Raw genomic sequence first — 23,693 nt, forward strand, 5'->3', positions numbered from 1 at the left:
TCTCCACTTATCATTTTTTATTAAATAGATAAAGGAGATAAGGCATGGGGTTAATTTATAAAGTTGCTGATCAAGATTGGGAATTTGAAAGTATACATAAATTGAATTATAAAACTTTTGTAGAAGAGATTCCGCAACATGAAGAAACGAAAGACCGGTTTCGTATAGATCGGTTTCATGAAGAAAATACATATTTAATTTGTTTAGATGAGGATAGATTAGTAGGTATGGTCGCGGTGCGGGGAAAACGACCATTCTCGTTAGATTATAAAATTTCAAATTTAGATATTTATTTGCAAGAGCATGGAGAAAAAGTGTATGAAATTCGTTTACTTTCAGTAGAACGTGAATATAGGAATGGAAGAGCGTTATTAGGATTAATTCGTTTTCTACATCGTTATTTGCTTCTAAATGGATATGAATTGGCACTCATTTCTGCAACAACACGTGAACTAGCTTTATATGAGCAAATGGGATTCAAATCTTTCCATACGTTAGTTGGTACAGAAGAAGCAGCCTTCCAGCCAATGTATGTTACCCCTGCTATGTTTGAAGAATCGAGTGTTGGAAGTATTATGACGAAAGAATACACGTTTTTACCTGGTCCAGTAGATATTGAAGAGAATGTTCGAAAGGCATTTTCTACGCGGCCTATTTCGCATCGCTCTAAGTCATTTCAAGTGACGATGGACAATGTGAAAAAACGGTTACTTCACATGACAAAAGCAAAACATGTACAGCTTATGTTAGGAACAGGGACGTTAGCAAATGATACAATTGCTTTGCAACTACGTTCTTTAAAAGGGAAAGGACTAGTATTAACAAATGGAGAATTTGGAAATAGATTAGTTGGGCATGCAAAACGAGCACAATTACATTTTGATACGTATAAAAAGGAAATGGGAGAGCCGTTTATTTATAACGAATTAGAAGAAATAATGACAACCGGAAATTATGAATGGCTTTGGTTTGTTCATCATGAAACATCTACTGGAATGTTAAACGATTTAAACGAGCTAAATACTCTTTGTAACGAGAATCAAATGAAACTATGTGTAGATTGCATAAGCTCAATTGGAGCAATACCAATAGACTTGAAGGATGTGTATTTTGCAAGTGGTGTTAGCGGTAAAGCGATTAAATCATATACAGGAATTTCTTTCGTTTTTCATAACCACATTGTAAAAATAAACGAGGCTGTGCCGGCCTATATGGACATTGGTATGTATGAAGAAAATGAAAGCATTCCATACTCACAATCATGGAATTTAATTTATGCATTGCAAGAAGCGTTGAAGAGATTTGAAGATGAAAAGGCATTTGTAAAAATTAAAGAGACATACGATTATGTTGAAGAAGTTATTACTGATATGGGCTTAAAGCTTGTTTCACCTAAAGAACATGCCGCGCCAATTATACTTACTATTGTATTGAGCGAAGATCATTCTTCTAAAGTAGTAGGCGATGCATTAGCATTACAAGGATACATCGTTCATTATGAGTCATCTTATTTACAAAAGAATAATTGGATCCAAATTGCATGTTTAAATCATTATAAAGAACGTGATATGAAGAGGATGTTAAATTGTTTGCAAATGTGTTTATTTCAGAGTGGGGTACATATATAAAGACTTTTTCTTTTCGTATAAAGGAGCTACGACTTACGAAAACTTAGGAATAGAACAGTGGAAGAGGTGTAAGTATGATAACTAGAAAACTACCATTACATATAGACGATATTAAAAAAGCTCACAAGATTCTAGATAGAAATGCTCGTAAAACGCCATTAGTAAAATCGTTTTACTTGACTAGTAAAACGGGCGGAGAAATTCATTTGAAATTAGAAAATATGCAATTAACGGGTTCTTTTAAATTTCGTGGCGCATTTAATAAAATGTCGCGGCTCACGGGTCAAGAAAAAGAAAGAGGTGTAATTGCATGTTCAGCAGGTAATCATGCACAAGGAGTTGCATTATCTGCTCATTTACTCGGTATTAAGAGTAAAATTGTTATGCCAATTTCTGCACCGCAGGCAAAAGTGGAAGCAACAAAAGGATATGGATCTGAAGTGATTTTACATGGTGAAACCTTTGATGATGCAAAGGCAAAATGTGAAGAAATTATAAGGGAAACAGGTGAGACATACTTACATCCATATGATGATGTAGAGGTAATGGCTGGTCAAGGTACAATTGGATTAGATATTCTTGATGATATGTGGGATGTAGATACTGTCATTGTACCAATAGGTGGAGGCGGAATTATTTCTGGTATTTCTGTAGCATTAAAATCTTTTAATCCATCGATTAATATAATTGGTGTCCAAGCAGATAATGTTCATGGAATGAAGGCATCTTACGATAAAGGAGCAATCGTAGAACATTATGAGGCGCCTACTATTGCAGATGGTTGCGCTGTTAAAATACCAGGGGAATTAACATTTGAAATTGTAAAAGAATTAGTAGATGATATTGTAACTGTATCAGAAAAAGAACTTGAAGTAGCGATGAAAGATTTATTACAACGTGGGAAAGCTGTTGTAGAAGGTGCAGGTGCATTAGCAACTGCTGCACTTCTTGCAAGAAAAGTTGATAGTTATATAAAAGGGAAAAAAGTAGTAGCTGTTATATCCGGTGGGAACGTGGACTTACAGCGCATATCAAGTGTATGTGAGCACTTTTTTGTCGCTAATGAAGTGAAATAGTTTTATAAAAGAAGAGCTAAGAGAAATGATCTTAGCTCTTACTTTTTGTCTACCGTTTACCTGTAAGTAGCAATAAATTTGCTGTTTAATGAATTGTTTTATTTAAGCGCCAATTTTTACACATATCTTGAACGTTACAATAATTATTTCAATATTGTCGAAACATAAGCAGAAATTTAATATAATAGTTTTAATGTGCTAATGAGCGGTGAGGAGGGCAGGTCATGAATAAAGAAGAACAGGTCATGAACGGTTTCAGGGAAGTATATAATAAGCTGGTTTGGCTTAATAAAGATAAGATGGAAGAAGGTCTTAAAGGTTTTAAGTCTTCTGAAGTTCACTGCATTGAATATATTGAAAACAATGCAGATTCTAACGTGACACAACTCGCAGAGGCTTTTTATGTGACTCGCGGTGCTATAAGTAGAATGACTAAGAAGCTCATACAAAAAGGGCTTATTGAAAGCTACCAAAAGTCAGAAAATAAGAAAGAAATTTATTTTAGGCTTACGGAAGAAGGGAAAGAAATTTATAAAATCCATGAAGATCTGCACAAGGAGTTTCAAGAGCGGGATAAAGCTGTATTTGAGCAAGTAACTAAAGAAGAATTCGACAGTATAATTAGTTTCGTGGAAAAGTATAGTAGACATTTGGATGCAGAAATAAAGAAACAAGGTATACATATTAAATCGTAATACATTTTAATAATGAAATGGCAGCCCTACTCTAATGCGAATAGGCTGCTTTTTTATTATGTCATTTTTGTTGACTAATCAACAAAACGGAGTTATTATTTTGTTGATTAGTCAACAAAGTATTTTAAGGAGAGAAGTTAAATGTCTATATTTAGATTACAAAATGAAAGGGAAACTGAAAAAAGCATAGATAAACATGCTTTACTATTCGGACTTATTTCTGTATTTCTTTGTGGTATAGGTTTCAGTATCATCATGCCTGTAGTCCCATTCTTAGTACAGCCATATATAAGTAATCCGGAAGAACAAGCATTAGTTGTAACACTACTAACTTCCGTATATGCGGCTTGCGTGTTTTTAGCTGCCCCAGTACTCGGGGCTTTAAGCGATAAGTATGGCCGTCGTCCATTACTTTTAATATGCTTATTTGGTTCTGCAATTGGGTACTTAGTTTTTGGAATAGGAGGAGCTTTATGGGTACTATTTGCTGGACGCATAATAGAAGGAATAACAGGCGGGAGCATAAGTACTATCTTCGCATATTTTGCAGACATCATTCCAAAAGAGCAGAGAACGAAATACTTTGGATGGGTGAGTGCAGTTGTAGGTGCGGGAACTATCATTGGTCCAACCATTGGGGGGGGACTTGCCAAGTTTGGTGATACTGTACCTATGTATTTTGGTGCAATCATAACGTTAATAAATGTTGTATATGGGATCAAATATATGCCTGAGAGCCTTGAAAAAAATAATAGGTTGAAAGAGATTACTTTTGTAAGGTTAAATCCTTTTGCACAGCTAGCAAACATACTTTCGATGAAAAGTTTAAAATGGTTACTTGTCTCAGCGTTTTTACTTTGGATACCTAACGGATCTTTACAAGCAATTTTCACGCAATTTACAATGGATACTTTCAGTTGGAAACCTGCATTAATCGGACTTATGTTTTCAATTTTGGGCTTTCAAGACATCTTTTCACAAAGTTTTATCATGCCAAAGCTTTTGATCCAGCTTAGTGATAAACAAATAGCAATTCTTGGGATGGTTTCGGAGATTATAGGATACAGTTTTATTGCGGCATCAGCTTTGTTTTCACTCTATCCACTACTTATCGTTGGAATGCTGATGTATGGTTTTGGGGATTCAATTTTCGGGCCTTCATTCAACGGGATGCTTTCAAAGTCTGTTAGTTCTAGTGAACAAGGAAGGATTCAAGGTGGAAGCCAATCTATTCAAGCTTTAGCAAGAATGATTGGTCCTATTATTGGAGGGCAAATCTATGTATCGCTTGGTCATGCTGCACCTGCTTTTATGGGTGTGATCCTTATAGTCGCGGCAATAGCAGTTTTGTATAAGGGGACACATGCAACTATATGACAGATAGAAATAAGAACAAATAAAAGGGTGCCAGAACTTAGGAACAAGTGCTGACACCCTATTTGTTTACGGTTTGAGGACTAAGAGAAATTCTTTTACTGTTTAGGAATTTATTCTGCAATGCTCTCATGGTAAATGACTAGATAGTTTAATTATGCTTGTGCTGAAGTAAATAATGATTCCATCTTTACTTTGCTCTTCTCTCGAATTTCAGCATCTGCGTGTCTCATAACGTATTTATGCGCTACAGCGATTGCTAAAACATCATCTAATAAGCCAATCCCAATAATAGCAGCTATATCTGGAATGAAATCAATTGCTAATACGTAATAAGATAAAGCGGCTAATATTATGAATTTCGCTTTAGTAGGTAATTCTTTCTTTTTCATTGTGTAGAATAAGATAATACTTTCATATACGCTGGATTTACCGAGGTTTACAGAGCTTTTTTTGAACTTTTTCCAAAGTGTCTGTTTCTCCATATAAACACTCCTTTTACAAAAACATAGATTTTTTAAAAGGATGGACAAAGAAGAGAGAGATTAATCAATTTTATTGTTTTTCTTAATTATATATTTCCATAAAAATAGGAGAATACCTGTTCAAAATAATATAATGTGGATTATGCAACGATTCACAGTGTTCCGTTACATAGTATATATATTGTAAAATGTATGTGGGTGATTTAGTTATTATTATGCATTTTATAAGCGGTATGGGGGAAGAAAAATGAAAATAATAGAACTACCAATTGAATTCGAATTTAACGGGCAAAAACAATGTATTTATCCAAGTTTAATTATATTACATAATGAATTAACGTTAGTCGATACAGGATATCCAAGTTTTTTACCTTTAATTGAAAATGCAATATTAAAACATGGATATGAGATGAAAAACTTAAAGAATATAATTATTACCCATTATGATGACGATCATATAGGATCTTTATATGATTTCAAAGTGAAATATCCAAATATTAATGTTATTGCTAGTGAAATTGAATCTAACTATATTAATGGTGATATAAAATCAGAGAGGTTAGTTCAAGCTGAAGAAATGTTAGAACGTATGCCAAATGAAGAAAAAGAATTTGGTAAATGGTTTATACAACAGTTAAAAAATATAAAACATATTTCCGTCGATGAAAAAGTACATGATGGTCAAATGATTTTGAATAATGAATGTCAAGTAGTGGAAACGCCAGGACATACCTCGGGGCATATTTCATTATATTTTCCCAATTTAGACTGTGTAATTACAGGAGATGCAGCGGTTCAAGAGAATCGAGAGTTAGTTATAGCTAATCCGAATTTTTGTTTAGATATAGAAAGGGCGGAACAGTCTTTAAATAGGATTAAAAGTCTTAAAGCAGCACAGTATTATTGCTATCATGGAGGAAAGCTTACTGTATAAAATAATAAAAAACCAATCTTTTCGATATAGAAAAGATTGGTTTTTTAATTCATAGATTCTGCAATTTGAATTAAATCCTTTACGTTATATTTTCCTTGTATATAGCGTTTGTTACCAATTGCAATTGTATATTGAAAACCATTCTGCTGAAAGATAAGCTTATATGCTGAATCGAAATGAGGATTATATAATGCTTTTATATTATTTTTTAAGCTGTAGAACTTAGCTCTCCTATGTACATAGAAGCCTAATTTATTTTGAACTGGTGAAACAGTGATTTTGAAAATCCCATTAATATCTTCATTGTAGTATTGGAGGTTTAAGTAATCGTTATAGATGTACCCTTGAAATTCGTGAATTTCGAACGGGAATTTTGTAGGAGTAAGTATATGTTCCTTACACTTCATTTCATATTCTTTTACGATAGTAGCTTCTTTCATAAGTGGATTGTCATCATAAATTTGATTGATTTGAGATATTTTATTATTTTTTGTTACTATTTTTAAAATGAAGCCGATAGTAAATTCATCATTAGTGCCTTTGAAATAAGAAATAAGAATTGTAGTATCTTCTTTTGGAGATGGTACTATTTTAATTTCATGAATAGGTTTTTCCTTTTGGAAAGTAGGTAGTTCAACTCCTTCTGTTACATATGACTGCATTAATTTTTTATCATTTTTGAGTAAAGCTTGTTTAAATTCACTTATCACATTTGTTCGAGATTTTGCCATAATAATTGAGGTCGATTGAAAATATAGTAAGAAAAATATGCAAAATATCTTTATGAATGTAGTGTTCAATTCCATCACCCTATAACTATATTTCCGTAAATTTGAAATATATATGTATAGGGGGGAGAAGATGAGTTTATTGCTTGATGTAATAATGGGTATAATTTTATTTTATCCTCGAAATGACATGAAATTAAAACATCATATTTCCAAATTAAGTGAATTTGAGTGGTTTCGAAGGCTACACGAAGATACAAAGTATACAAGTTTAATTTGGAGTAATAGAAAAATTAAGAAGTTCATTTTGTCTTCTACTAACATGGAAGCATTAATAAAATCTGAGAAAAAGCAAAAAGAATTTGTTCATCTAGTACAGGATGAATATAAAAAAAGAAGATAAGAATTTTTTTATTTTTCATATTTGGCGAAACAAATGGTACAATGAAAGCTAATGTGAAAAATAAGGAAAAGAAGTGGTCTATTTGAAAAACTTTTTAGAATTAGGAATTAGTGAAACTTTTAATCATACATTACGTGAAAATGGAATTACAGAAGCAACACCAATTCAAGAGCAGGCAATCCCTGTTATTATGTCAGGTAAAGATATTATTGGGCAGGCGAAAACAGGAACGGGTAAAACGTTAGCATTCGTGTTACCGATTTTAGAAAAAATCGATCCAGAGTCTAGTGATGTTCAGGCTTTAATTGTTGCACCAACAAGGGAACTAGCCCTGCAAATTACAACTGAAATTAAAAAAATGCTTGTTCAAAGAGAAGATATTAATGTACTAGCGATTTATGGTGGGCAAGATGTAGCACAACAGTTGAGAAAATTAAAAGGTAATACACATATTGTTGTTGCAACACCAGGAAGATTATTAGATCATATACGACGTGAAACAATTGATTTAAGTAATCTTTCAACGATTGTACTAGATGAAGCGGATCAAATGCTTTATTTCGGTTTCTTATATGATATTGAAGATATTTTAGATGAGACACCTGGTAGTAAACAAACGATGTTATTCTCAGCAACGATGCCAAAAGATATTAAAAAATTGGCGAAGCGTTATATGGATGAGCCGCAAATGATTCAAGTACAAAGTGAAGAAGTAACGGTAGATACAATTGAGCAGCGTGTCATTGAGACGACAGATCGTGCAAAGCCAGATGCACTTCGTTTTGTTATGGATCGTGATCAGCCATTTTTAGCAGTTATTTTCTGTCGTACAAAGGTTAGAGCAAGTAAGCTTTATGATAATTTAAAAGGACTAGGTTATAATTGTGCTGAACTTCATGGTGATATACCTCAAGCGAAACGTGAAAGAGTTATGAAGAGTTTCCGCGAAGCTAAAATTCAGTACTTAATCGCAACGGATGTAGCAGCTCGTGGACTTGATGTAGATGGTGTAACGCACGTATTTAACTTTGATATCCCTGAAGATGTAGAAAGTTATATTCACCGCATTGGCCGAACAGGACGTGCAGGTGGATCAGGTCTTGCAATTACGTTCGTTGCAGCGAAAGATGAAAAACATTTAGAAGAAATTGAAAAAACGCTTGGTGCACCAATACAAAGAGAAATAATCGAACAACCGAAGATAAAACGTGTAGATGAAAATGGAAAACCGGTACCAAAGCCGGCTCCGAAGAAATCAGGTCAAAATCGTCAAAGAGATAGCCGCGAAGGTTCAAGAAGTGAATCAAGACGTGATTCTAGAAATAGCTCAAGAAATGATTCAAGAAATAGTTCGAGAAATGAAAACAACCGATCATTTAATAAGTCAAGTAATAAAAAAGGTAGTACAAAGCAAGGTCAGCAACGACGTGGCCGTTAAATAGGTATTATTGTCAAAGAGTCGCAAAGCGTTGCGGCTCTTTTTTTATACAAAGAAGTCGATACAAGTACAAGGGAGGTGTTAAAGAGTAATTCTTGAAATTTCATTCACCGTATTAAAATATTTTAAAAAATCCATAAAGGAAATAGAAAGTATGGTGTTGTATATGTACGATAATAGGAAACTTTTTGCAAACTAAACATATAATTTTAATAGACCGACAGTCGGTCTAGTGAGAAGGAGAACTTGAATGCGAATTGTAAAGGAGTATGAGGAGCGTAGAAAGGAAATTTTAGAAATAGCTGAGCGTTTGTTTCTTACGAAAGGCTATACGAAAACAACCGTGAATGACATTTTAAAAGAAATTGGTATAGCAAAGGGGACGTTTTATCATTATTTTAAGTCGAAGGAGGAAGTAATGGATGAAATCATTATGAGGATTATTAAAGAGGATGTCACTAAGGCGAAAAGGATTGTCTCCAATCCCGATATTCCAGTTTTAGATAAGTTATTTAAAATTTTAATGGAACAATCACCAAAATCGGGAGATGTAAAAGAAAAAATGATTGAACAATTCCATCAACCAAATAATGCAGAAATGCATCAGAAAAGTTTAGTGCAGTCCATTATACATTTATCTCCTGTATTAACAGAAGTTTTAGAGCAAGGAATAGAAGAAGGCATATTTTGTACCTCATACCCACAAGAAACGATTGAACTGTTAATTTCCTCAGCGCAAGTCATATTTGATGATGGTTTATTCCAGTGGAAACCTGAAGAAATGATAAACAGAGCTAAAGCTTATATCAAAATGATGGAAGCATCTGTCGGAGCGAAAGAGGGATCTTTTAATTATATGATGGAAGTTTTAATTAAACAGAAATAGTGATTTTCTGTTTGAGTATTATCGACCGACAGTCGGTCTAGGTTAAATGAAGGATGTGACGAGGATGCCAGCAAGTATTCAATCTTCCTTGAAAGATTTTCACTTAATGGTAAGTGGTCAAATTATTACTATTTTAGGTTCAACACTATTACGTTTTGCTCTCTCACTATATGTGCTAGATATAACAGGGCGTGCAGATATATTCGCAGAGTTATATGCGGTAACGAGTATTCCGTTTCTGCTAGCACCTCTTGGCGGAGCAATAGCAGATCGTTTCAACCGCCGTAATGTAATGGTCATTTTTGATTTTATAAACGCTGCTATTGTATTAAGTTTTATAGTTTTGTTATTAACTGAATCAGTATCTATTTTATTGATTGGAACAATTATGTTTTTACTAGCAGTCGTTAGTGCAATGTACGCACCAGTTGTAATGGCGAGTATTCCTCAATTAGTTCCAGAGAAAAAGTTAGAACAAGCAAACGGTATCGTAAATGGTGTGCAAGCATTATCTAATATAGTTGCACCTGTACTAGGAGGAATATTATACGGCATAATTGGTTTGAAAATGCTCGTAATAATAAGTTGTCTCGCTTTCTTTTTATCTGCAATTTTAGAAATGTTTATTACAATACCATTTATAAAAAGAATACAGGAAGGCCATATCGTACCGATAATTGTAAAAGATATGAAAGAAGGTTTTCTTTATGTTTTAAAGCAACCTTTTATTTTGAAGGCTATGTTACTTGCAGCTTTACTAAACTTAATTTTGACACCGTTATTTGTTGTTGGAGGACCTATTATATTACGAGTAACTATGCAGAGTAGCGATACGATGTATGGAATTGGAATGGGATTAATTGATTTTGCAACTATATTAGGTGCATTGTCAATCGGTTTCTTTGCTAAAAAGTTACAGATGAAAACATTATATAATTGGATGCTTATCATAGCTTTATTAGTAATACCAGTGGCACTATCAGTTACACCGTTTACTCTTAATTTAGGATACTATCCACCATTTATCCTCTTTATACTTTCTTCTCTTCTAATCGCAATGATTATGACAATTGTATCCATCTATGTGATTACTGTAGTCCAAAAGAAAACACCAAATGAAAATCTAGGAAAAGTAATGGCAATTATAACAGCGGTATCTCAATGTATGGCACCAATTGGGCAAGTCGTATATGGTTTTATGTTTGAAGGATTCAGTACGAAAATTTATTTACCTATATTTGCTATTAGTTTCATAATGATAATAATAGCGGTGGTGACGAAGAAAATATTATCGAATGAAGGGAACTAGCTTCATATGCTTAGAGTATTAGCGAAATCCAACCCTAATCAATTCTTCATTATTTATTTCAATTACGAATCTATATTCTTTATCTAATAGCCAGTAATAAAAACTGACTGCATCAACGTCAACTAGTGATTGGAATACTTTATCAAGATTTGTACTTACTACAGGGATTTCATAGTTATCCCATATTATAAAAATCTGTTCATCAAAATCTAGTTGGTTTGCTCTAATAAGGGAAATTAGTTGTTCTTTGTTCGAAGCTATGAATTGATTATCTATCTGTTCCCAATCTATTCTTCCCGAGACAGTTATAGGAAATAAATTCATTAAAATAGTAGCAATCTGCTGGCTTTTTTCTTGGGAGAAAATGAGAGTTTCGTTTCCTAGGGATTCAAGGCATTCATTAAACAAAGGGTTTGTATCATTTCTGTTTTTTGTTTTCAGTGCTCTTAACTTTTGTCGCAATTTCCATTGTCTTGACGATCTATCATCCATTTTTAACATTCCTTATACAATTATTTAAGAATGAGTATAGCATATAAGGGAAGTCTTTATGAAAAGGAACTTTTTAAATATAAATTAAACAAAAGTGTTATTTGAAAAAAGGGCCTTTTATGGAAAGATAAGAGGCCATCAAAAAATATAACAACATAAAAATTTTATATTATGTATATACAATTTGAAAAGTTTACTGGAAATAATAAAATGTATAAAATTCTTATAAAAAAAGCCCTAGGATTAGGGGGGCTAGGGCTTACTCTGTTGGTATATCTCACACGACATTATAAAAGAAAAGAACTTAATGAAGATAACACATGAATGTTTCGTAAATGTATCAACAAAAGTGAACAAAAGCTTTATTTTAAGGACCATGATATATTATCAAGGGCTTTATAAATATAACTATACATTCGGTAAAAGAAATATTTTGGATTGTATTTTTGTTTCCAGTTCATAATAATCACCTCTCATACAAATAGCTTAATTATATTATAAGGTTATTAATGAGAATGTTAAGAAAACTTGATATGAATTAAGGTGAATTTAAACAAACTAGTAATTGTAATTAAAAAGCAGTTAGCTTTTGCTAGCTGTTTCACTCACTGGGAGTTTTTTTATGTAATTTAGACAAAGAAACTAGCCATTAAAAATATTGCTCCTATCAAAATTAGAGAATCAACTAAAATCAAGAACTGTTTTTTCTGTGGCTTTTGAAATTCCTTTATTAATCTAAAAACTGCACTTATTCCGAAACAAATGTATAACAAAATCATTATTATTGTTAGTATTACTAACAATAATAATATATTAATTTTGTATTGGATAATATATCCATATAAGTTTTTAATAAAATTCTTATTTAAATAGAAAATGCCAGCTGAAATGTCAAGGGCGTATCAGCTGGTACTGAAATAGATATTAACTTTTAATATTAGGTTTTTTAGTTCCTACTTTTGCTCTTATTTTTAGAAGAGATTGTACCAAATATTGCTCCGGACATTGCTCCGATCAAAGTCATAAAAATTGCACTCCATGCTGCAAATGACATAATTACACCTCCTAATAACAAAATGCTACAACTATATTAATTATTATATATGAATTTAAGGGTGTAAAGTGGGGAAAAGTTAGAAAATTAAACAAAAGTGTTAATTCAATTAAAAAAAGAGCCCCACTATAATGGCTGTAAGGCTTCATAAGGTCGAGTTGTGTCGTACTCACAAGGGATTTTAACATGAATGTTGTGGTAAACATACTGGTAAATGCATCTAATTTATTTAGAGCAGTTATTTTAAACAAAAACAATATTTGGTAAGTATATTGTTTTTAACAAAAATTTGATTTTATGGAAATTAAAACCCTAGTTTCCTAGGGTAATGGTATAACAGCCAAATATATTTTATTCTTATATATCTTAACTTAATATTACGCTAAAAACATCAGGTAAGTGTAACCAATTGCAGAAAATAAAAGAGCAGCTAGCAAACGCTAACTGCTCGGTTCTCCAAGGGGGAACAAGGAGAAAATCTAATGTCATATACAGTATTAACGGAATATTGAGTTTTATTCTATTTAAATCAAAAAAATGAATTTAATAATTATGATGCGATTAAAGATACTAAAAACACATTATTAATATTAAGTACAAAAGTAAGAACAATGTAAGTGTGATTGTAATTATACTTCTAAGCGTTGTTTTCGCAGTAGTTGGCGTATTCATTCCTATAAGGCCACCAATACAGGTCCAAGCTGTTAATATCAGTAAAAAAAATATTGGGTCGGTAGAACTCCAATTCATCGCTGTATTAATAGATTCATTTTCAAAGTATAGGATAAGTAAGCCAATACAAATAGTAGGAGTTTTTTCTTTGTTTGAAAGTTCAAAAAGATATATAATAATTTTCTGACTATTAAAATATGGAGGGTAAAAATGAAAACTGAAACGTTACACACACAAGAAGACATTTTAAAAATGCTTGATTCATTATTAAGACCTGCTGAACCCTTTTGGAATGAGTTTTATGAGAATAGAGAAAAGGATGTTCCGTTTTTTGAAAATGTTCCAGATGAGAATCTAGTTTCGTATATACAAAAAGAGAGAGTTTTAAAAGGGGAGGTATTAGAACTTGGATGTGGTCCAGGTAGAAATGCCATTTATTTAGCGACTCAAGGATTTGATGTAACAGCAGTGGATTTATCTGTAGAAGGCATTAATTGGGCTAAAGAAAGGGCATTGGCAAAAGAGGTAGAAATTCATTTTATTTGTGATTCGATTTTTAATTTAGAGGTTCAAAACGAATTTGATTTTGTATACGATTCGGGTTGTTTGCATCACATTCCACCGCATAGAAGAATAAATTATGTGGATTTAATTAAAAACTCATTAAAATCGGGTGGTTATTTCGGATTAACATGTTTTGCGGCAGGCGATTTAGATGAGCGAAATGGATCAGAAATAACAGATTGGGATGTATATAGAGGATGGAGTCTACAAGGTGGTCTTGCATACTCGGAAGAAAAGTTAAGAGAGATATTAAAGAATTTGAGGTAATTGAGATTAGAAGGATGAAACAAATGAAACAACCGAATGAAATGTTTGGAGAATCATTTCTTTGGACAGCATTATTTAAGAAGAAATAATAAAGTAGATAATTGACAAACTCATCGTTTTTATAGACAATATATTCATAGGAATATACGTTCGGTTTTTGAGTGACGTATGTTTTACATAAATACATAACAAGGGGCTGTCTCCATATGAGTAACGCAAATCAAAAAATTACTACGTTTTTAATGTTTGAGGGCAAAGCTGAGGAAGCGATGAATTTTTATACTTCGCTATTTGATCAATCAGAAATTGTAAGTATTTCTCGCTACGATGAAAATGGACCTGGTAAAGAGGGAACTGTAATTCATGCAACTTTTACGCTAAATGGCCAAGAGTTTATGTGTATTGATAGTTATGTAAATCATAATTTTACATTCACTCCAGCTATGTCTCTTTATGTAACTTGTGAGACAGAAGAAGAAATTGAAACGGTCTTTCATAAACTAGCGCAGGGTGGAGCAATTCTTATGCCTTTAGGTTCTTATCCGTTTAGTAAAAAGTTTGGCTGGTTAAATGATAAGTATGGTGTATCTTGGCAGTTAACTCTTGCTGAATAAAAAAGAAAAATCATAGCTTATTTGTTTAAAGGATTTAGTTAAAAGCTTGAAAAATGAAATAACATAAAAAAGCGTTCCAACTGTTAACAGATTTGGAATGCTTTTTTTATGTGGAAGTGAGTTGTTTAAAACTTACCAATTCTACGATTAGTTTAAATGAATGGAATAGATGTGTAATTCTTTGTCTTTTTAGAATTATTTGGTAATTATTTGCATTTATCTGTTAATGTAAATATAGACAACTATGTATGAACTATCAGGCAGGTTAATAGAAAAAGGAAAGCATTAAGCTTACACATTGAATGCAACTAGATCGTTAGGAGGACTAATCGCGATGGATACTACACAACAAAAACAGCAATGCATGGGATAAGAAGGTTGAAGAAGGTTCTAGATACACGCAGCCTGTAAGTAGCGAGATTGTTGAGAAAAGCAAATCAGGTGAATGGGAGATTACAGTCACTACGGAAAAATCAGTTCCTAGAGAGTGGTTTCCAAAGTCATTAGATGGATTAAAGATACTTTGCTTAGCATCAGGTGGTGGACAACAAGCACCTGTTCTAGCTGCTGCTGGAGCAGATGTAACAGTAACTGATATATCTAAGAAGCAATTGGAACAAGATGAAAAGGTAGCAAAAAGGGATGGTTTGTCTTTAAAAACCGTACAAGGAGATATGTCAGACCTTGGTGATTTTGAGGATGAATATTTTGATATTGTAGTAAATCCTGTCTCTAATTTGTTTGTAAAAGATGTTCATCTTGTATGGAATGAAGTTTCTAGGGTTTTAAAGAATAAAGGTATTCTTATTGCTGGATTTACAAATCCGTTACTATGGATCTTTGATGATAACCAAGAACAAAAAGGTATTCTTGATGTTAAACATTCAATTCCTTCATCAACATTGGATTATTTACCAGAGGATGAAGTTCAAGATTACATCGATTCAAATCAAACAATAGAATATGCGCATACTTTAGAAGACCAAATCCAAGGCCAAATTGAAGCTGGTTTTGCTATAACAGGTTTTTATGAGGATGATTTTGGTGGGACAAGGATATTAGATAAGCATATTAAAACATTTATTGCGACAAAAGCTATAAAGTTAAAGATGGATTAAGAATTTTTGCTTGTCATACGGGGCGTTAGTCGAAGAATGCTCTTAAAATAGAAAAGGATGGCGCTTTCCATCCTTTTCCTTATGTATTTTGAGTGTCGAAACTATTCTCAAAACAAGTTTTACACTACTAATTGTATAATTAGGTTATGCTTCTATATTAAGAATTTTGCTGACCGAATCTTTTCCCGAGTTTAGCTAACAATTCAGGTTGATCGCTTTGGCTCATTATAACTTCAATAAAGATAAGTTGATTCTTATTAAAAGTTATATTTGTTAAGACTTCTGCTAATTCTGCTTCATTTTCTACTTTAAATGTTAGACTTTTTTCTTCTGATCCAAATACCATTGATAGTTTATTGTAATCCCACATCTGTATGTCATTATATGATTGGTTTTGTCCGTGAATGGCACGTTCAACAGTGTATCCGTTGTTATTGATTAAAAATATAATCGGTTTTAAATTTTGACGTAGTATAGTTGATAACTCTTGGGCAGTTACTTGGAAAGAACCATCACCAATAATTAAAATGTTGCGCCATGATAAATTGGCGAGCTGTGTACCAAGTAGAGCGGGCAGTGTATATCCGATAGATCCCCATAACGGTTGTCCTACATATGCAGTGTTATTAGGTAGAGGGATAGCAGCACTACCAAAGAAAGGTGTTCCTTGCTCTACAATTAAGACGTCGTTTTCTTGTAAGAAATGGTACATTTGCTGCCAAAAACGTTTTTGTGTGACCATTTGTGCTTTTGGAATGAACTCTTCAGTAAAAGGTGATGATTCTAAAATAAATGGCTTAACGTCAAGGGTATCTTTATTACGATGCTCAATTGAATCACTTAAATGTTGTAAAACATCCTGCATTACAACTGGACCGTATTTTTTATCTATAATTTTCACAGTGTAGGGATGAATTTCTATAACTTGTTCTTTTGTAAAACCTTGTGTGAAGCCGCCTGTAATAGTATCAGTTAACTTCACACCAATACTAATAATACAATCAGATTCATCAATTCTTTTTCTCAAGTACGGAGAACTTACATCACCAGTATAAATCCCTATAAATTGAGGGTGTTTTTCTGGGAATATTCCTTTTCCCATACTTAACGTCGCGATGGGAAACCCAGTTATTTCTACGAATTGATGTAAATTTTCTTTAGCGTGAAATCGATCTACTTCAAAATCAGCTAAAATTACAGGTTTTTTGGCGTTATTTATTATTGAAGTGGCATGTAGAAGCATTTTATCCAACGCTTCTTTATTACTTAAAATCGGTTTATATAAAATTGGTTCTGTAGGTTTATTAATTGGTTTATTATACACATCAATCGGCAAATTAATATGAACCGGGCGTTTTTCATTCCAACATGCGCGTAAAACACGGTCAATTTCCTCAGCAGCATGCTCAGGTGTTACATTTGTTTGTGCCACAGTGATTTCTCGATACATATTGGAAAAGTGATCGAACTTTCCATCTCCTAACGTATGATGGACGATTGCTCCATTTTCCATTACTTTTGTTGGTGGCGTACCCGTGATTTTTATAACTGGCACGTTTTCCGCATATGAGCCAGCAATACCGTTAATAGCGCTTAATTCTCCAACACCGAAAGTAGTAATAAGAGCAGCGATTCCTATTATGCGAGCATACCCATCTGCTGCATATGCAGCATTTAATTCATTACAATTGCCAATCCACTTTAAATTTTCATGTGCTACCACATCATCTAAAAAGGCAAGATTATAATCACCAGGAACCCCAAATATATGTTCAATTCCTAATTCGTGTAGTCTATCCAATAAATATGTACTTACAGTGTATTGTTTTTTCAAATGAATCAGCTCCTAATTATGCAATGAATGTTTCAATAGACTGAACAAGTTCTAATGCGTTGATTAAAATATTCATTACTAGATTGTGGTATAATTTACATACAGGGGGAAAGTAGATGACACAACATAAAGAAGAACAGATGAATGAGGCATTAGCATTATTTTATTTTGCATATAAAACATTTACTGAAAAGCCAGATGAAATTATAAAAGAATATGGCATTCAACGAGTACATCATCGAATTTTATTTTTTATCGCACGTTTTCCAGGGATAAGTGTAAATGAGTTATTATCACTATTAGAAATAAGTAAACAAGCTCTTCACGGACCGTTACGTCAACTTGTGGAAAAGGGCTTAATTGAGAGTAATGAGGCTATGCATGATCGACGTGTAAAACAGTTGTCTTTAACAGAAAAAGGTGCAGATTTAGAGAAAAAACTGAGTGATGTACAAAGACAACAAATGGGTGCTATTTTTTCAAAATTTGGTGAATCATGTGAGGACAATTGGCACCAAGTTATGAATGAAATGGCAAATAGCCGATCAGGTTTTGATGCTTGGGTATCAAAACGGGAAATACCAGTCGATCAAAAATAATGAAAAAACTTCTGTTTTTATCGTTTGAAAAAGAACAAATTTTATCCATACATTTGGCAACTATCGTTTGGTCATAGAGTGAATGGATAAAAAGATACATTACTAGATACTTTATACGTGTACGCAATGGAACAATAAAATTCACATTTCCGAAAGGGGAATTATAATGATAAAACTTGTACTTATTCGTCACGGACAAAGTTTATGGAATCTTGAAAATCGCTTTACTGGATGGACAGATGTTGATTTATCAGAGAACGGATTAAGTGAAGCGAGAGAAGCAGGAGCAATATTAAAGAAAAACGGATATACTTTTGATGTGGCTTATACATCTGTATTAAAACGCGCAATTCGGACGTTATGGATTGTACTTCATGAGATGGATCTTACTTGGGTCCCAATACATAAATCTTGGAAGCTAAATGAAAGGCATTATGGTGCATTGCAAGGGTTGAATAAAGATGAAACTGCTCAAAAATATGGTGAGGAGCAAGTTCATATTTGGAGAAGAAGTGTTGATGTAAGACCACCGGCTCTTACTGAAGACGATTCTCGATATGAAGCGAATGATCCAAGATATAAAACACTCAAAAAAGGTGAATTCCCATTAACTGAATGTTTAGAGGATACGGAGAAGAGAGTACTTGCTTATTGGCATTCAGAAATTGCGCCGACATTAAAAAGTGGTAATAAAGTAATTATTTCATCACACGGTAACACAATTCGCTCGCTAGTAAAATACTTAGATAACCTTTCAAGTGATGGTGTAGTTTCATTAAATATTCCAACTAGCATTCCGCTTGTTTATGAATTAGATGAAGATTTACGTCCGATTCGTCATTATTATTTAAGTATGGATGGAGAAGTACCTGAAGGGGAAATTCCGAAACATATTTCTTTTTAATACGAAAATTTGAAATGGATGCTTGTCTACATATACAATGTAGACTCATGGTAAAGTAAAACTTTAATCAGTGGGGGTCTTATTGCCCACAAATAGCAGGATAAAAGACGTGGCACCTTCTAATATATATGCGATGTAGCTAAATTTAGAAGCTTGTCCACGTCTTTTGTCATAAAGAGAGCAGCTTGCGCATGTAATGATATCGTGAGTAGTTTTTGAATGGAGGGTGATGTGATTAATGATCTCTAACATTCGAATTGGCTTATTTGTTTTAGCGATTGTCTTTGTAGTCCTTGTTTTCTTTTATTGGAAAAATGAAGAGTTGTACGAGGAGAAGAAGCAACGTATTAGAAAGACTTGGTATGGTTTGTTTATCATATCTGTCACTGTGTATTTCATGATAAAAGGAATCGACTTAACCCTCTGGAAAAATCTTTTGATGTTTACTGCAATGGTTATTTTTGTTGATATTGCGTTCATTTTAACACCTAATATTTCAGAAATATGGGGTGCGAAATTTACCGATATTGGCAAGACAGTTCAATCAATAAAACGATCATTAATTGCATCTAAAGCGAGAGGAGAAATATACACGACAATTATTCAAAATGTTAACCCATCAGTATTCGGTACGATGGAATGGCATACAGAAGAGGAATATACAAAGAGCTTAAATGCATTTTTAGATTCATATGGGGAAAAGATTGGTGCGAAAATTGTTGTTTTTGAAGCCGCGAAAGAATTAAATACAAACTTTCGGGGTATTCGCTCGCAATTTAGTATTATCGTTCCGTTAGAACATATCGAGCAATTGAATGAGCAGAAAGCGGTGCAAGTAGAAAATGTCGGGATTATACCAGCAAAAATAGTAAGTGACGTTTTCATTATTATTGATGGAAAGAAAAATAACCTGCAAGATCGAGATTTTGAAAATGTATATAATTTAACAATACATCATAGTTATTTTAGTAAATAAGGACAGAATCTTATTCTGTCCTTTTCTTCTATACATAAATTAAAAACAAAATCCGACAAAGTTGAATAAAATTGGACAATCATTCCTACACTAGCATGTAGAGGTGATTGTAGTGGTAAAAGATTATGACAATGATTTTTTTAAAGAAGATAACGAAGACACAACCGATTTCTCTTTAATAAAAGGTGATACGTTGCAGCAAGTAGAAGAATTAGAAGAAGAATTAAAAAGAAAATCATAAGTGTACACTCTTTCTATATTTGCTATATAATATAAATAAAAGGTTGTATCTTTTTGAAAAGGGGGAGAAGAGATGGCTGAAGTCAATGTACAAAAGTCTTCGTTTTTTAAAGAAAAAAAAGAAGAATCAAATACAGATTTCTCTCTTGTGAAAGGTGCATTAACGGAGAATATAAATCGGTTAGAGAAACTGATGAATAATAGTAGTTCAAAATATATACATGTGAAAAAAACAAAAGAAAATGCATAGAGCATTTTCTTTTGTTTTTTTATTTAATAGTAAACTTTTCTCTTATTTTTTCAGGCAAATCTGCTTTCTGAATCTCTTCATAGGACTTTACTTCAATTGATGATATTTCATTTTTATTATTATCATCTTGATCTACATAAAGGCGTAAAAACGCGTCTTCATTTAATTTATGATTGTTTTCTTTTTTTGTACTTCTAAATGTAATTTGTTTTTTGACGCCATCTTTATCATATGCGGGCAGCGTATAGTTTCGTAAGTTTCTACCATCTACTTTTTCGATAGTTCCTTCGCCTTTTATCTGCATGTAATATACATCTTTACCAATTCTATTTAGTGACGCTCTCTCACAGCCAATAGTAAAACTAGAAAATAATAAACATAGTGTAATAATTGCTAAAAACTTTTTCATTTTCTTTATCTCCTTTAATGTGTTTCTTTAAAAAGTATAAGGCTATTATTAAATGAGAAAAATCGATATAGATTACAATACCCTTACAATGTTGTAAGAGTGTTGTACATAAAATGAACAATAAAAGTTAAAAGAAAGGTAAAATAATGAATCATGGTATAATGATAAAAGACTTACATACTATTTTTTCATTTTGAGAGGAGCTTGAAAAATGTATTCTACTTTAGAACAATTAACAAAGCACCCTGTATTTTATCATTTTGCAGAAATTTCAAAGATTCCTAGAGGATCAGGTAATGAAAAGGAAATTAGTGATTATTTAGTGGGCTTTGCAAAAGAGCGTAACTTAAAAGTCATTCAAGATGAAGCATTAAATGTCATTATTAAAAAAGAAGCAACAGCTGGTTATGAAAATGTACCAGCTATTATTATTCAAGGTCATATGGATATGGTTTGCGAAAAAAATCAAGCAACAGTACATGATTTTGAAAAAGATCCAATTGAATTACGAATCATTGGGGATATGTTATATGCAAATCAAACAACTTTAGGTGCTGATAATGGTATTGCAGTTGCGTATGCATTAGCTTTATTAGATTCAAAAGAAATTACGCATCCAGCACTTGAAGTCGTTATCACTACTGAAGAAGAAACGACAATGGGCGGGGCTTTTGCTATTGATCCAAATCATTTTGAAGGAAAGATATTTATAAATATTGATTCTGAAGAAGATCATAAATTACTTGTAAGTAGTGCAGGTGGTGCGAAAGCTGTTGAAACAATCCCCGTAATTTGGGATGAAACGCCAGCGAATATGGATGCATACCGTCTATATGTTGGCGGTCTAAAAGGCGGACATTCTGGTATGGAAATTGATAAACAACGCGGTAATGCGAACAAAGTATTAGGACGAGTATTACGTGACTTATCAGCACATACGGAGTTTAACATAAGTGAAGTTCACGGCGGATTAAAAACGAATGCAATTCCGCGTGAAAGTGTAGCTACAATTTTAATTCGTACAGAAGATGTAGGACAAGTAGAAGAAAAACTAGAGTCATGGACACGTGTATTACAAGAAGAAATGCGTGCTGTTGATCCAGATGTTCATGTTACACTGACAAAATTGGATGGAACAGTTGAAAAAGTATTTGCTAAAGAGACACAAAAGCAGCTTATTTCATCATTATTCTTAATTCCGAATGGCATTCAAAGTATGAGCATGGATATTAAAGGTCTTGTAGAAAGCTCAACAAATTTAGGCGTTATTGAAACGTTGCAAGATGAAATTAAATTACGTAACGAAGTGCGAAGTTCTGTAAGTAGTTTAAAACAACATGTTGCAGAAGAAATCAAATATATTGCTGAATTAGTTGGTGCTACATTTGAAATAGAGTCAGAGTATCCAGAATGGCCATACAATCCAAACTCACAAATTCGTAATTTATTTGAAAAAGTACATCAAGAAAAATACAATAAAGAAATTGAAATCTTCGCTGTACATGCGGGGATTGAGTGTAGCGCATTCGTTCAAAAGATGCCTGAATTAGATGCAATTTCATTCGGACCAGACATTTTCAACGTCCACACTCCAGATGAACATATCAGTATCTCTTCTGTAGTGAATAACTGGGGATTCTTCATTGATGTAATGAATGGTACGAAAGAATTAGCTAAGTAATAACGACGAAATAAAAAGGAGCCTATAAAAATTTATAGGCTCCTTTTTTGTATTGGAATTTATCCCGCTATTTGCCGAGCAGCCCGATTGGTTTAACTAATAAACAGTGGGTGATGCATAAAACCCCTACTGATTAAAGTTTCATTTTATGAGAAGGCATTTTTCGTTAGTATGTAATATTAAGCTTGAACAATTAATAAGGATGAATTGTTGATGTTTTTTAGTACTGATGAAGGGGTGGAGAAATGAAGGGAAGAAATCATTTTATTGTTTGTATGTTTTTATTGTTCTTCACATTTAGTTTTATTGGTGTTCAGAAAATAATAGCAGAAGAAGTTGAATTTTCAGGGACAACAGCTCCATTGAATGTAAATGTTAGAGAGGCGAAAAGTTTGAATGCAAATATTGTAGATGTGATTCCCGGAAATACAAAAGTATCTTTTAAAGGATGGGAGTATGGTGAAGCGGTTAAAGATTACTGGACAGGAAATTTAGACAATCGTTGGTTTTACTATTTTAAAGATGGAAAAAAAGTATATGTAACGTCAGCGTATATTAATGGAAATCCTCCAAGTACACCAATAGACCGTAAATTATCTGTACCTAACATATTACAAGAAAGATCAAATTGGTGTTGGGCAGGCACTTCGGTCTCAGTTTTAAATTATTTTGGGAAAACTCCTTCACAAGATCAGTACGTTAGGTATGTTAAGGGTGGATCATATAATAATCCTGCAACTTCACGTGAAATACAATATGGATTATCGGGATATGGTGTTAGCTCAGCTATAAGTTCTGGAGCAAAATCGTATGAGTGGTTCAAAAGTCAAATTAATAGTAATCAGCCGATGATTGCACTCATTATGTGGCAAAATGGAGCTAGCATCGGACACTTTCTAGTACTTGATGGATTTTATAAAGGGACAAATGGAACAGATTATATAACGTACATGGACCCTTGGTATGGTGATCATTATAATCATAATTTCAGTACGTTCCATAACAATAATAATTTTTGGTGGAGTGAAACTGTTTATAATATCCATGCAAACTAATAATATTA

General features: G+C 32.9%; 22 protein-coding genes and 2 pseudogenes. 19 read left to right on the forward strand and 5 right to left on the reverse strand.

What is annotated here, in order from left to right; genetic code table 11:
• Positions 1–44 precede the first annotated feature (44 nt).
• The 4 genes from AC241_RS12030 (at position 45) to AC241_RS12045 (ending at position 4,776) form a co-directional block, all read left to right on the forward strand.
• Entirely contained in the window at positions 45–1,628 is a 1,584-nt protein-coding gene (locus AC241_RS12030) for an aminotransferase class V-fold PLP-dependent enzyme (protein WP_050843587.1), read from the forward strand.
• Between the two features lie 74 nt (positions 1,629–1,702).
• A complete protein-coding gene (gene tdcB, locus AC241_RS12035; RefSeq protein ID WP_048565407.1) occupies positions 1,703–2,704 on the forward strand; it encodes a bifunctional threonine ammonia-lyase/L-serine ammonia-lyase TdcB in 1,002 nt (333 codons plus the stop codon).
• Positions 2,705–2,928: 224 nt separating this feature from the next.
• Positions 2,929–3,399 carry a MarR family transcriptional regulator gene (locus tag AC241_RS12040; RefSeq protein ID WP_048565406.1) on the forward strand — a complete coding sequence of 157 codons (471 nt, stop codon included), beginning with the start codon at positions 2,929–2,931 and terminating at the stop codon, positions 3,397–3,399.
• A gap of 141 nt (positions 3,400–3,540) precedes the next feature.
• Entirely contained in the window at positions 3,541–4,776 is a 1,236-nt protein-coding gene (locus AC241_RS12045) for an MFS transporter (protein WP_050843588.1), read from the forward strand.
• Between the two features lie 152 nt (positions 4,777–4,928).
• Here the strand turns inward: AC241_RS12045 and AC241_RS12050 are convergent, their stop codons facing one another.
• Positions 4,929–5,258, reverse strand: coding sequence for a YkvA family protein (locus tag AC241_RS12050; RefSeq protein WP_016081636.1), 330 nt, complete (start codon positions 5,256–5,258; stop codon positions 4,929–4,931).
• 247 nt (positions 5,259–5,505) lie between these two features.
• Between AC241_RS12050 and AC241_RS12055 the strand changes: the two genes are divergently transcribed.
• Positions 5,506–6,192: an MBL fold metallo-hydrolase gene (locus AC241_RS12055; RefSeq protein WP_043938142.1), complete on the forward strand. Its 687-nt coding sequence runs from the start codon at positions 5,506–5,508 to the stop codon at positions 6,190–6,192.
• Between the two features lie 44 nt (positions 6,193–6,236).
• On the opposite strand, the gene AC241_RS12060 is transcribed toward AC241_RS12055, so the two are convergent.
• Positions 6,237–6,998: a hypothetical protein gene (locus tag AC241_RS12060; protein ID WP_080990777.1), complete on the reverse strand. Its 762-nt coding sequence runs from the start codon at positions 6,996–6,998 to the stop codon at positions 6,237–6,239.
• 55 nt (positions 6,999–7,053) lie between these two features.
• On the opposite strand from AC241_RS12060, the gene AC241_RS12065 reads away from it, so the two are divergent.
• The 4 genes from AC241_RS12065 (at position 7,054) to AC241_RS12080 (ending at position 10,956) form a co-directional block, all read left to right on the forward strand.
• Entirely contained in the window at positions 7,054–7,323 is a 270-nt protein-coding gene (locus AC241_RS12065) for a hypothetical protein (RefSeq protein ID WP_050843593.1), read from the forward strand.
• Between the two features lie 73 nt (positions 7,324–7,396).
• Positions 7,397–8,761 carry a DEAD/DEAH box helicase gene (locus tag AC241_RS12070; RefSeq protein ID WP_050843595.1) on the forward strand — a complete coding sequence of 455 codons (1,365 nt, stop codon included), beginning with the start codon at positions 7,397–7,399 and terminating at the stop codon, positions 8,759–8,761.
• Positions 8,762–9,011: 250 nt separating this feature from the next.
• Entirely contained in the window at positions 9,012–9,647 is a 636-nt protein-coding gene (locus AC241_RS12075; protein WP_016081632.1) for a TetR/AcrR family transcriptional regulator, read from the forward strand.
• A 64-nt stretch (positions 9,648–9,711) separates the two neighbouring features.
• The gene (locus AC241_RS12080) at positions 9,712–10,956 is read left to right on the forward strand and encodes an MFS transporter (RefSeq protein ID WP_016081631.1); all 1,245 of its coding nucleotides are present in this window, start codon (positions 9,712–9,714) and stop codon (positions 10,954–10,956) included.
• Between the two features lie 18 nt (positions 10,957–10,974).
• Here AC241_RS12080 and AC241_RS12085 read toward each other — a convergent pair whose 3' ends face one another.
• Positions 10,975–11,448, reverse strand: coding sequence for a CDI toxin immunity protein (locus AC241_RS12085; RefSeq protein ID WP_050843597.1), 474 nt, complete (start codon positions 11,446–11,448; stop codon positions 10,975–10,977).
• A 1,936-nt stretch (positions 11,449–13,384) separates the two neighbouring features.
• Between AC241_RS12085 and AC241_RS12095 the strand changes: the two are divergent.
• From AC241_RS12095 to AC241_RS12105, 3 genes and pseudogenes are all read left to right on the forward strand, one after another.
• A pseudogene (locus AC241_RS12095) lies at positions 13,385–14,094 on the forward strand (class I SAM-dependent methyltransferase).
• Positions 14,095–14,211: 117 nt separating this feature from the next.
• Positions 14,212–14,619, forward strand: coding sequence for a VOC family protein (locus tag AC241_RS12100; RefSeq protein WP_016081628.1), 408 nt, complete (start codon positions 14,212–14,214; stop codon positions 14,617–14,619).
• A gap of 334 nt (positions 14,620–14,953) precedes the next feature.
• Positions 14,954–15,737: pseudogene (locus tag AC241_RS12105) on the forward strand (class I SAM-dependent methyltransferase).
• A gap of 157 nt (positions 15,738–15,894) precedes the next feature.
• Here AC241_RS12105 and AC241_RS12110 read toward each other — a convergent pair.
• Complete coding sequence (locus AC241_RS12110; RefSeq protein ID WP_080990779.1) at positions 15,895–17,580, reverse strand: alpha-keto acid decarboxylase family protein; 1,686 nt, start codon at positions 17,578–17,580, stop codon at positions 15,895–15,897.
• A 107-nt stretch (positions 17,581–17,687) separates the two neighbouring features.
• Here AC241_RS12110 and AC241_RS12115 point away from each other — a divergent pair, with 107 nt between their 5' ends.
• The 5 genes from AC241_RS12115 (at position 17,688) to spoIISB (ending at position 20,540) form a co-directional block, all read left to right on the forward strand.
• Positions 17,688–18,170, forward strand: coding sequence for a MarR family winged helix-turn-helix transcriptional regulator (locus AC241_RS12115; protein ID WP_016081625.1), 483 nt, complete (start codon positions 17,688–17,690; stop codon positions 18,168–18,170).
• A 166-nt stretch (positions 18,171–18,336) separates the two neighbouring features.
• Positions 18,337–19,074 carry a 2,3-diphosphoglycerate-dependent phosphoglycerate mutase gene (gene gpmA, locus AC241_RS12120; protein WP_016081624.1) on the forward strand — a complete coding sequence of 246 codons (738 nt, stop codon included), beginning with the start codon at positions 18,337–18,339 and terminating at the stop codon, positions 19,072–19,074.
• Positions 19,075–19,312: 238 nt separating this feature from the next.
• Positions 19,313–20,050 (forward strand): type II toxin-antitoxin system SpoIISA family toxin, encoded by a 738-nt coding sequence (locus tag AC241_RS12125; protein WP_016081623.1) that lies wholly within the window; start codon positions 19,313–19,315, stop codon positions 20,048–20,050.
• A 112-nt stretch (positions 20,051–20,162) separates the two neighbouring features.
• Positions 20,163–20,291: a hypothetical protein gene (locus tag AC241_RS12130; RefSeq protein ID WP_000237818.1), complete on the forward strand. Its 129-nt coding sequence runs from the start codon at positions 20,163–20,165 to the stop codon at positions 20,289–20,291.
• 72 nt (positions 20,292–20,363) lie between these two features.
• Positions 20,364–20,540, forward strand: a complete 177-nt coding sequence (gene spoIISB / locus AC241_RS12135) for a stage II sporulation protein SB (protein WP_016081622.1) — start codon at positions 20,364–20,366, stop codon at positions 20,538–20,540.
• 19 nt (positions 20,541–20,559) lie between these two features.
• Here the strand turns inward: spoIISB and AC241_RS12140 are convergent, their stop codons facing one another.
• Positions 20,560–20,949, reverse strand: coding sequence for a YxeA family protein (locus tag AC241_RS12140; protein WP_016081621.1), 390 nt, complete (start codon positions 20,947–20,949; stop codon positions 20,560–20,562).
• Positions 20,950–21,160: 211 nt separating this feature from the next.
• Here AC241_RS12140 and pepD point away from each other — a divergent pair, with 211 nt between their 5' ends.
• Both pepD and AC241_RS12150 read left to right on the forward strand, forming a co-directional pair.
• The gene (gene pepD / locus AC241_RS12145; protein WP_050843601.1) at positions 21,161–22,630 is read left to right on the forward strand and encodes a beta-Ala-His dipeptidase; all 1,470 of its coding nucleotides are present in this window, start codon (positions 21,161–21,163) and stop codon (positions 22,628–22,630) included.
• A gap of 245 nt (positions 22,631–22,875) precedes the next feature.
• Positions 22,876–23,685 (forward strand): C39 family peptidase, encoded by an 810-nt coding sequence (locus AC241_RS12150; protein WP_050843603.1) that lies wholly within the window; start codon positions 22,876–22,878, stop codon positions 23,683–23,685.
• Positions 23,686–23,693 lie beyond the last annotated feature (8 nt).

This window comes from Bacillus thuringiensis, from assembly GCF_001182785.1.
GTDB classification, from domain to species: domain Bacteria; phylum Bacillota; class Bacilli; order Bacillales; family Bacillaceae_G; genus Bacillus_A; species Bacillus_A thuringiensis_S.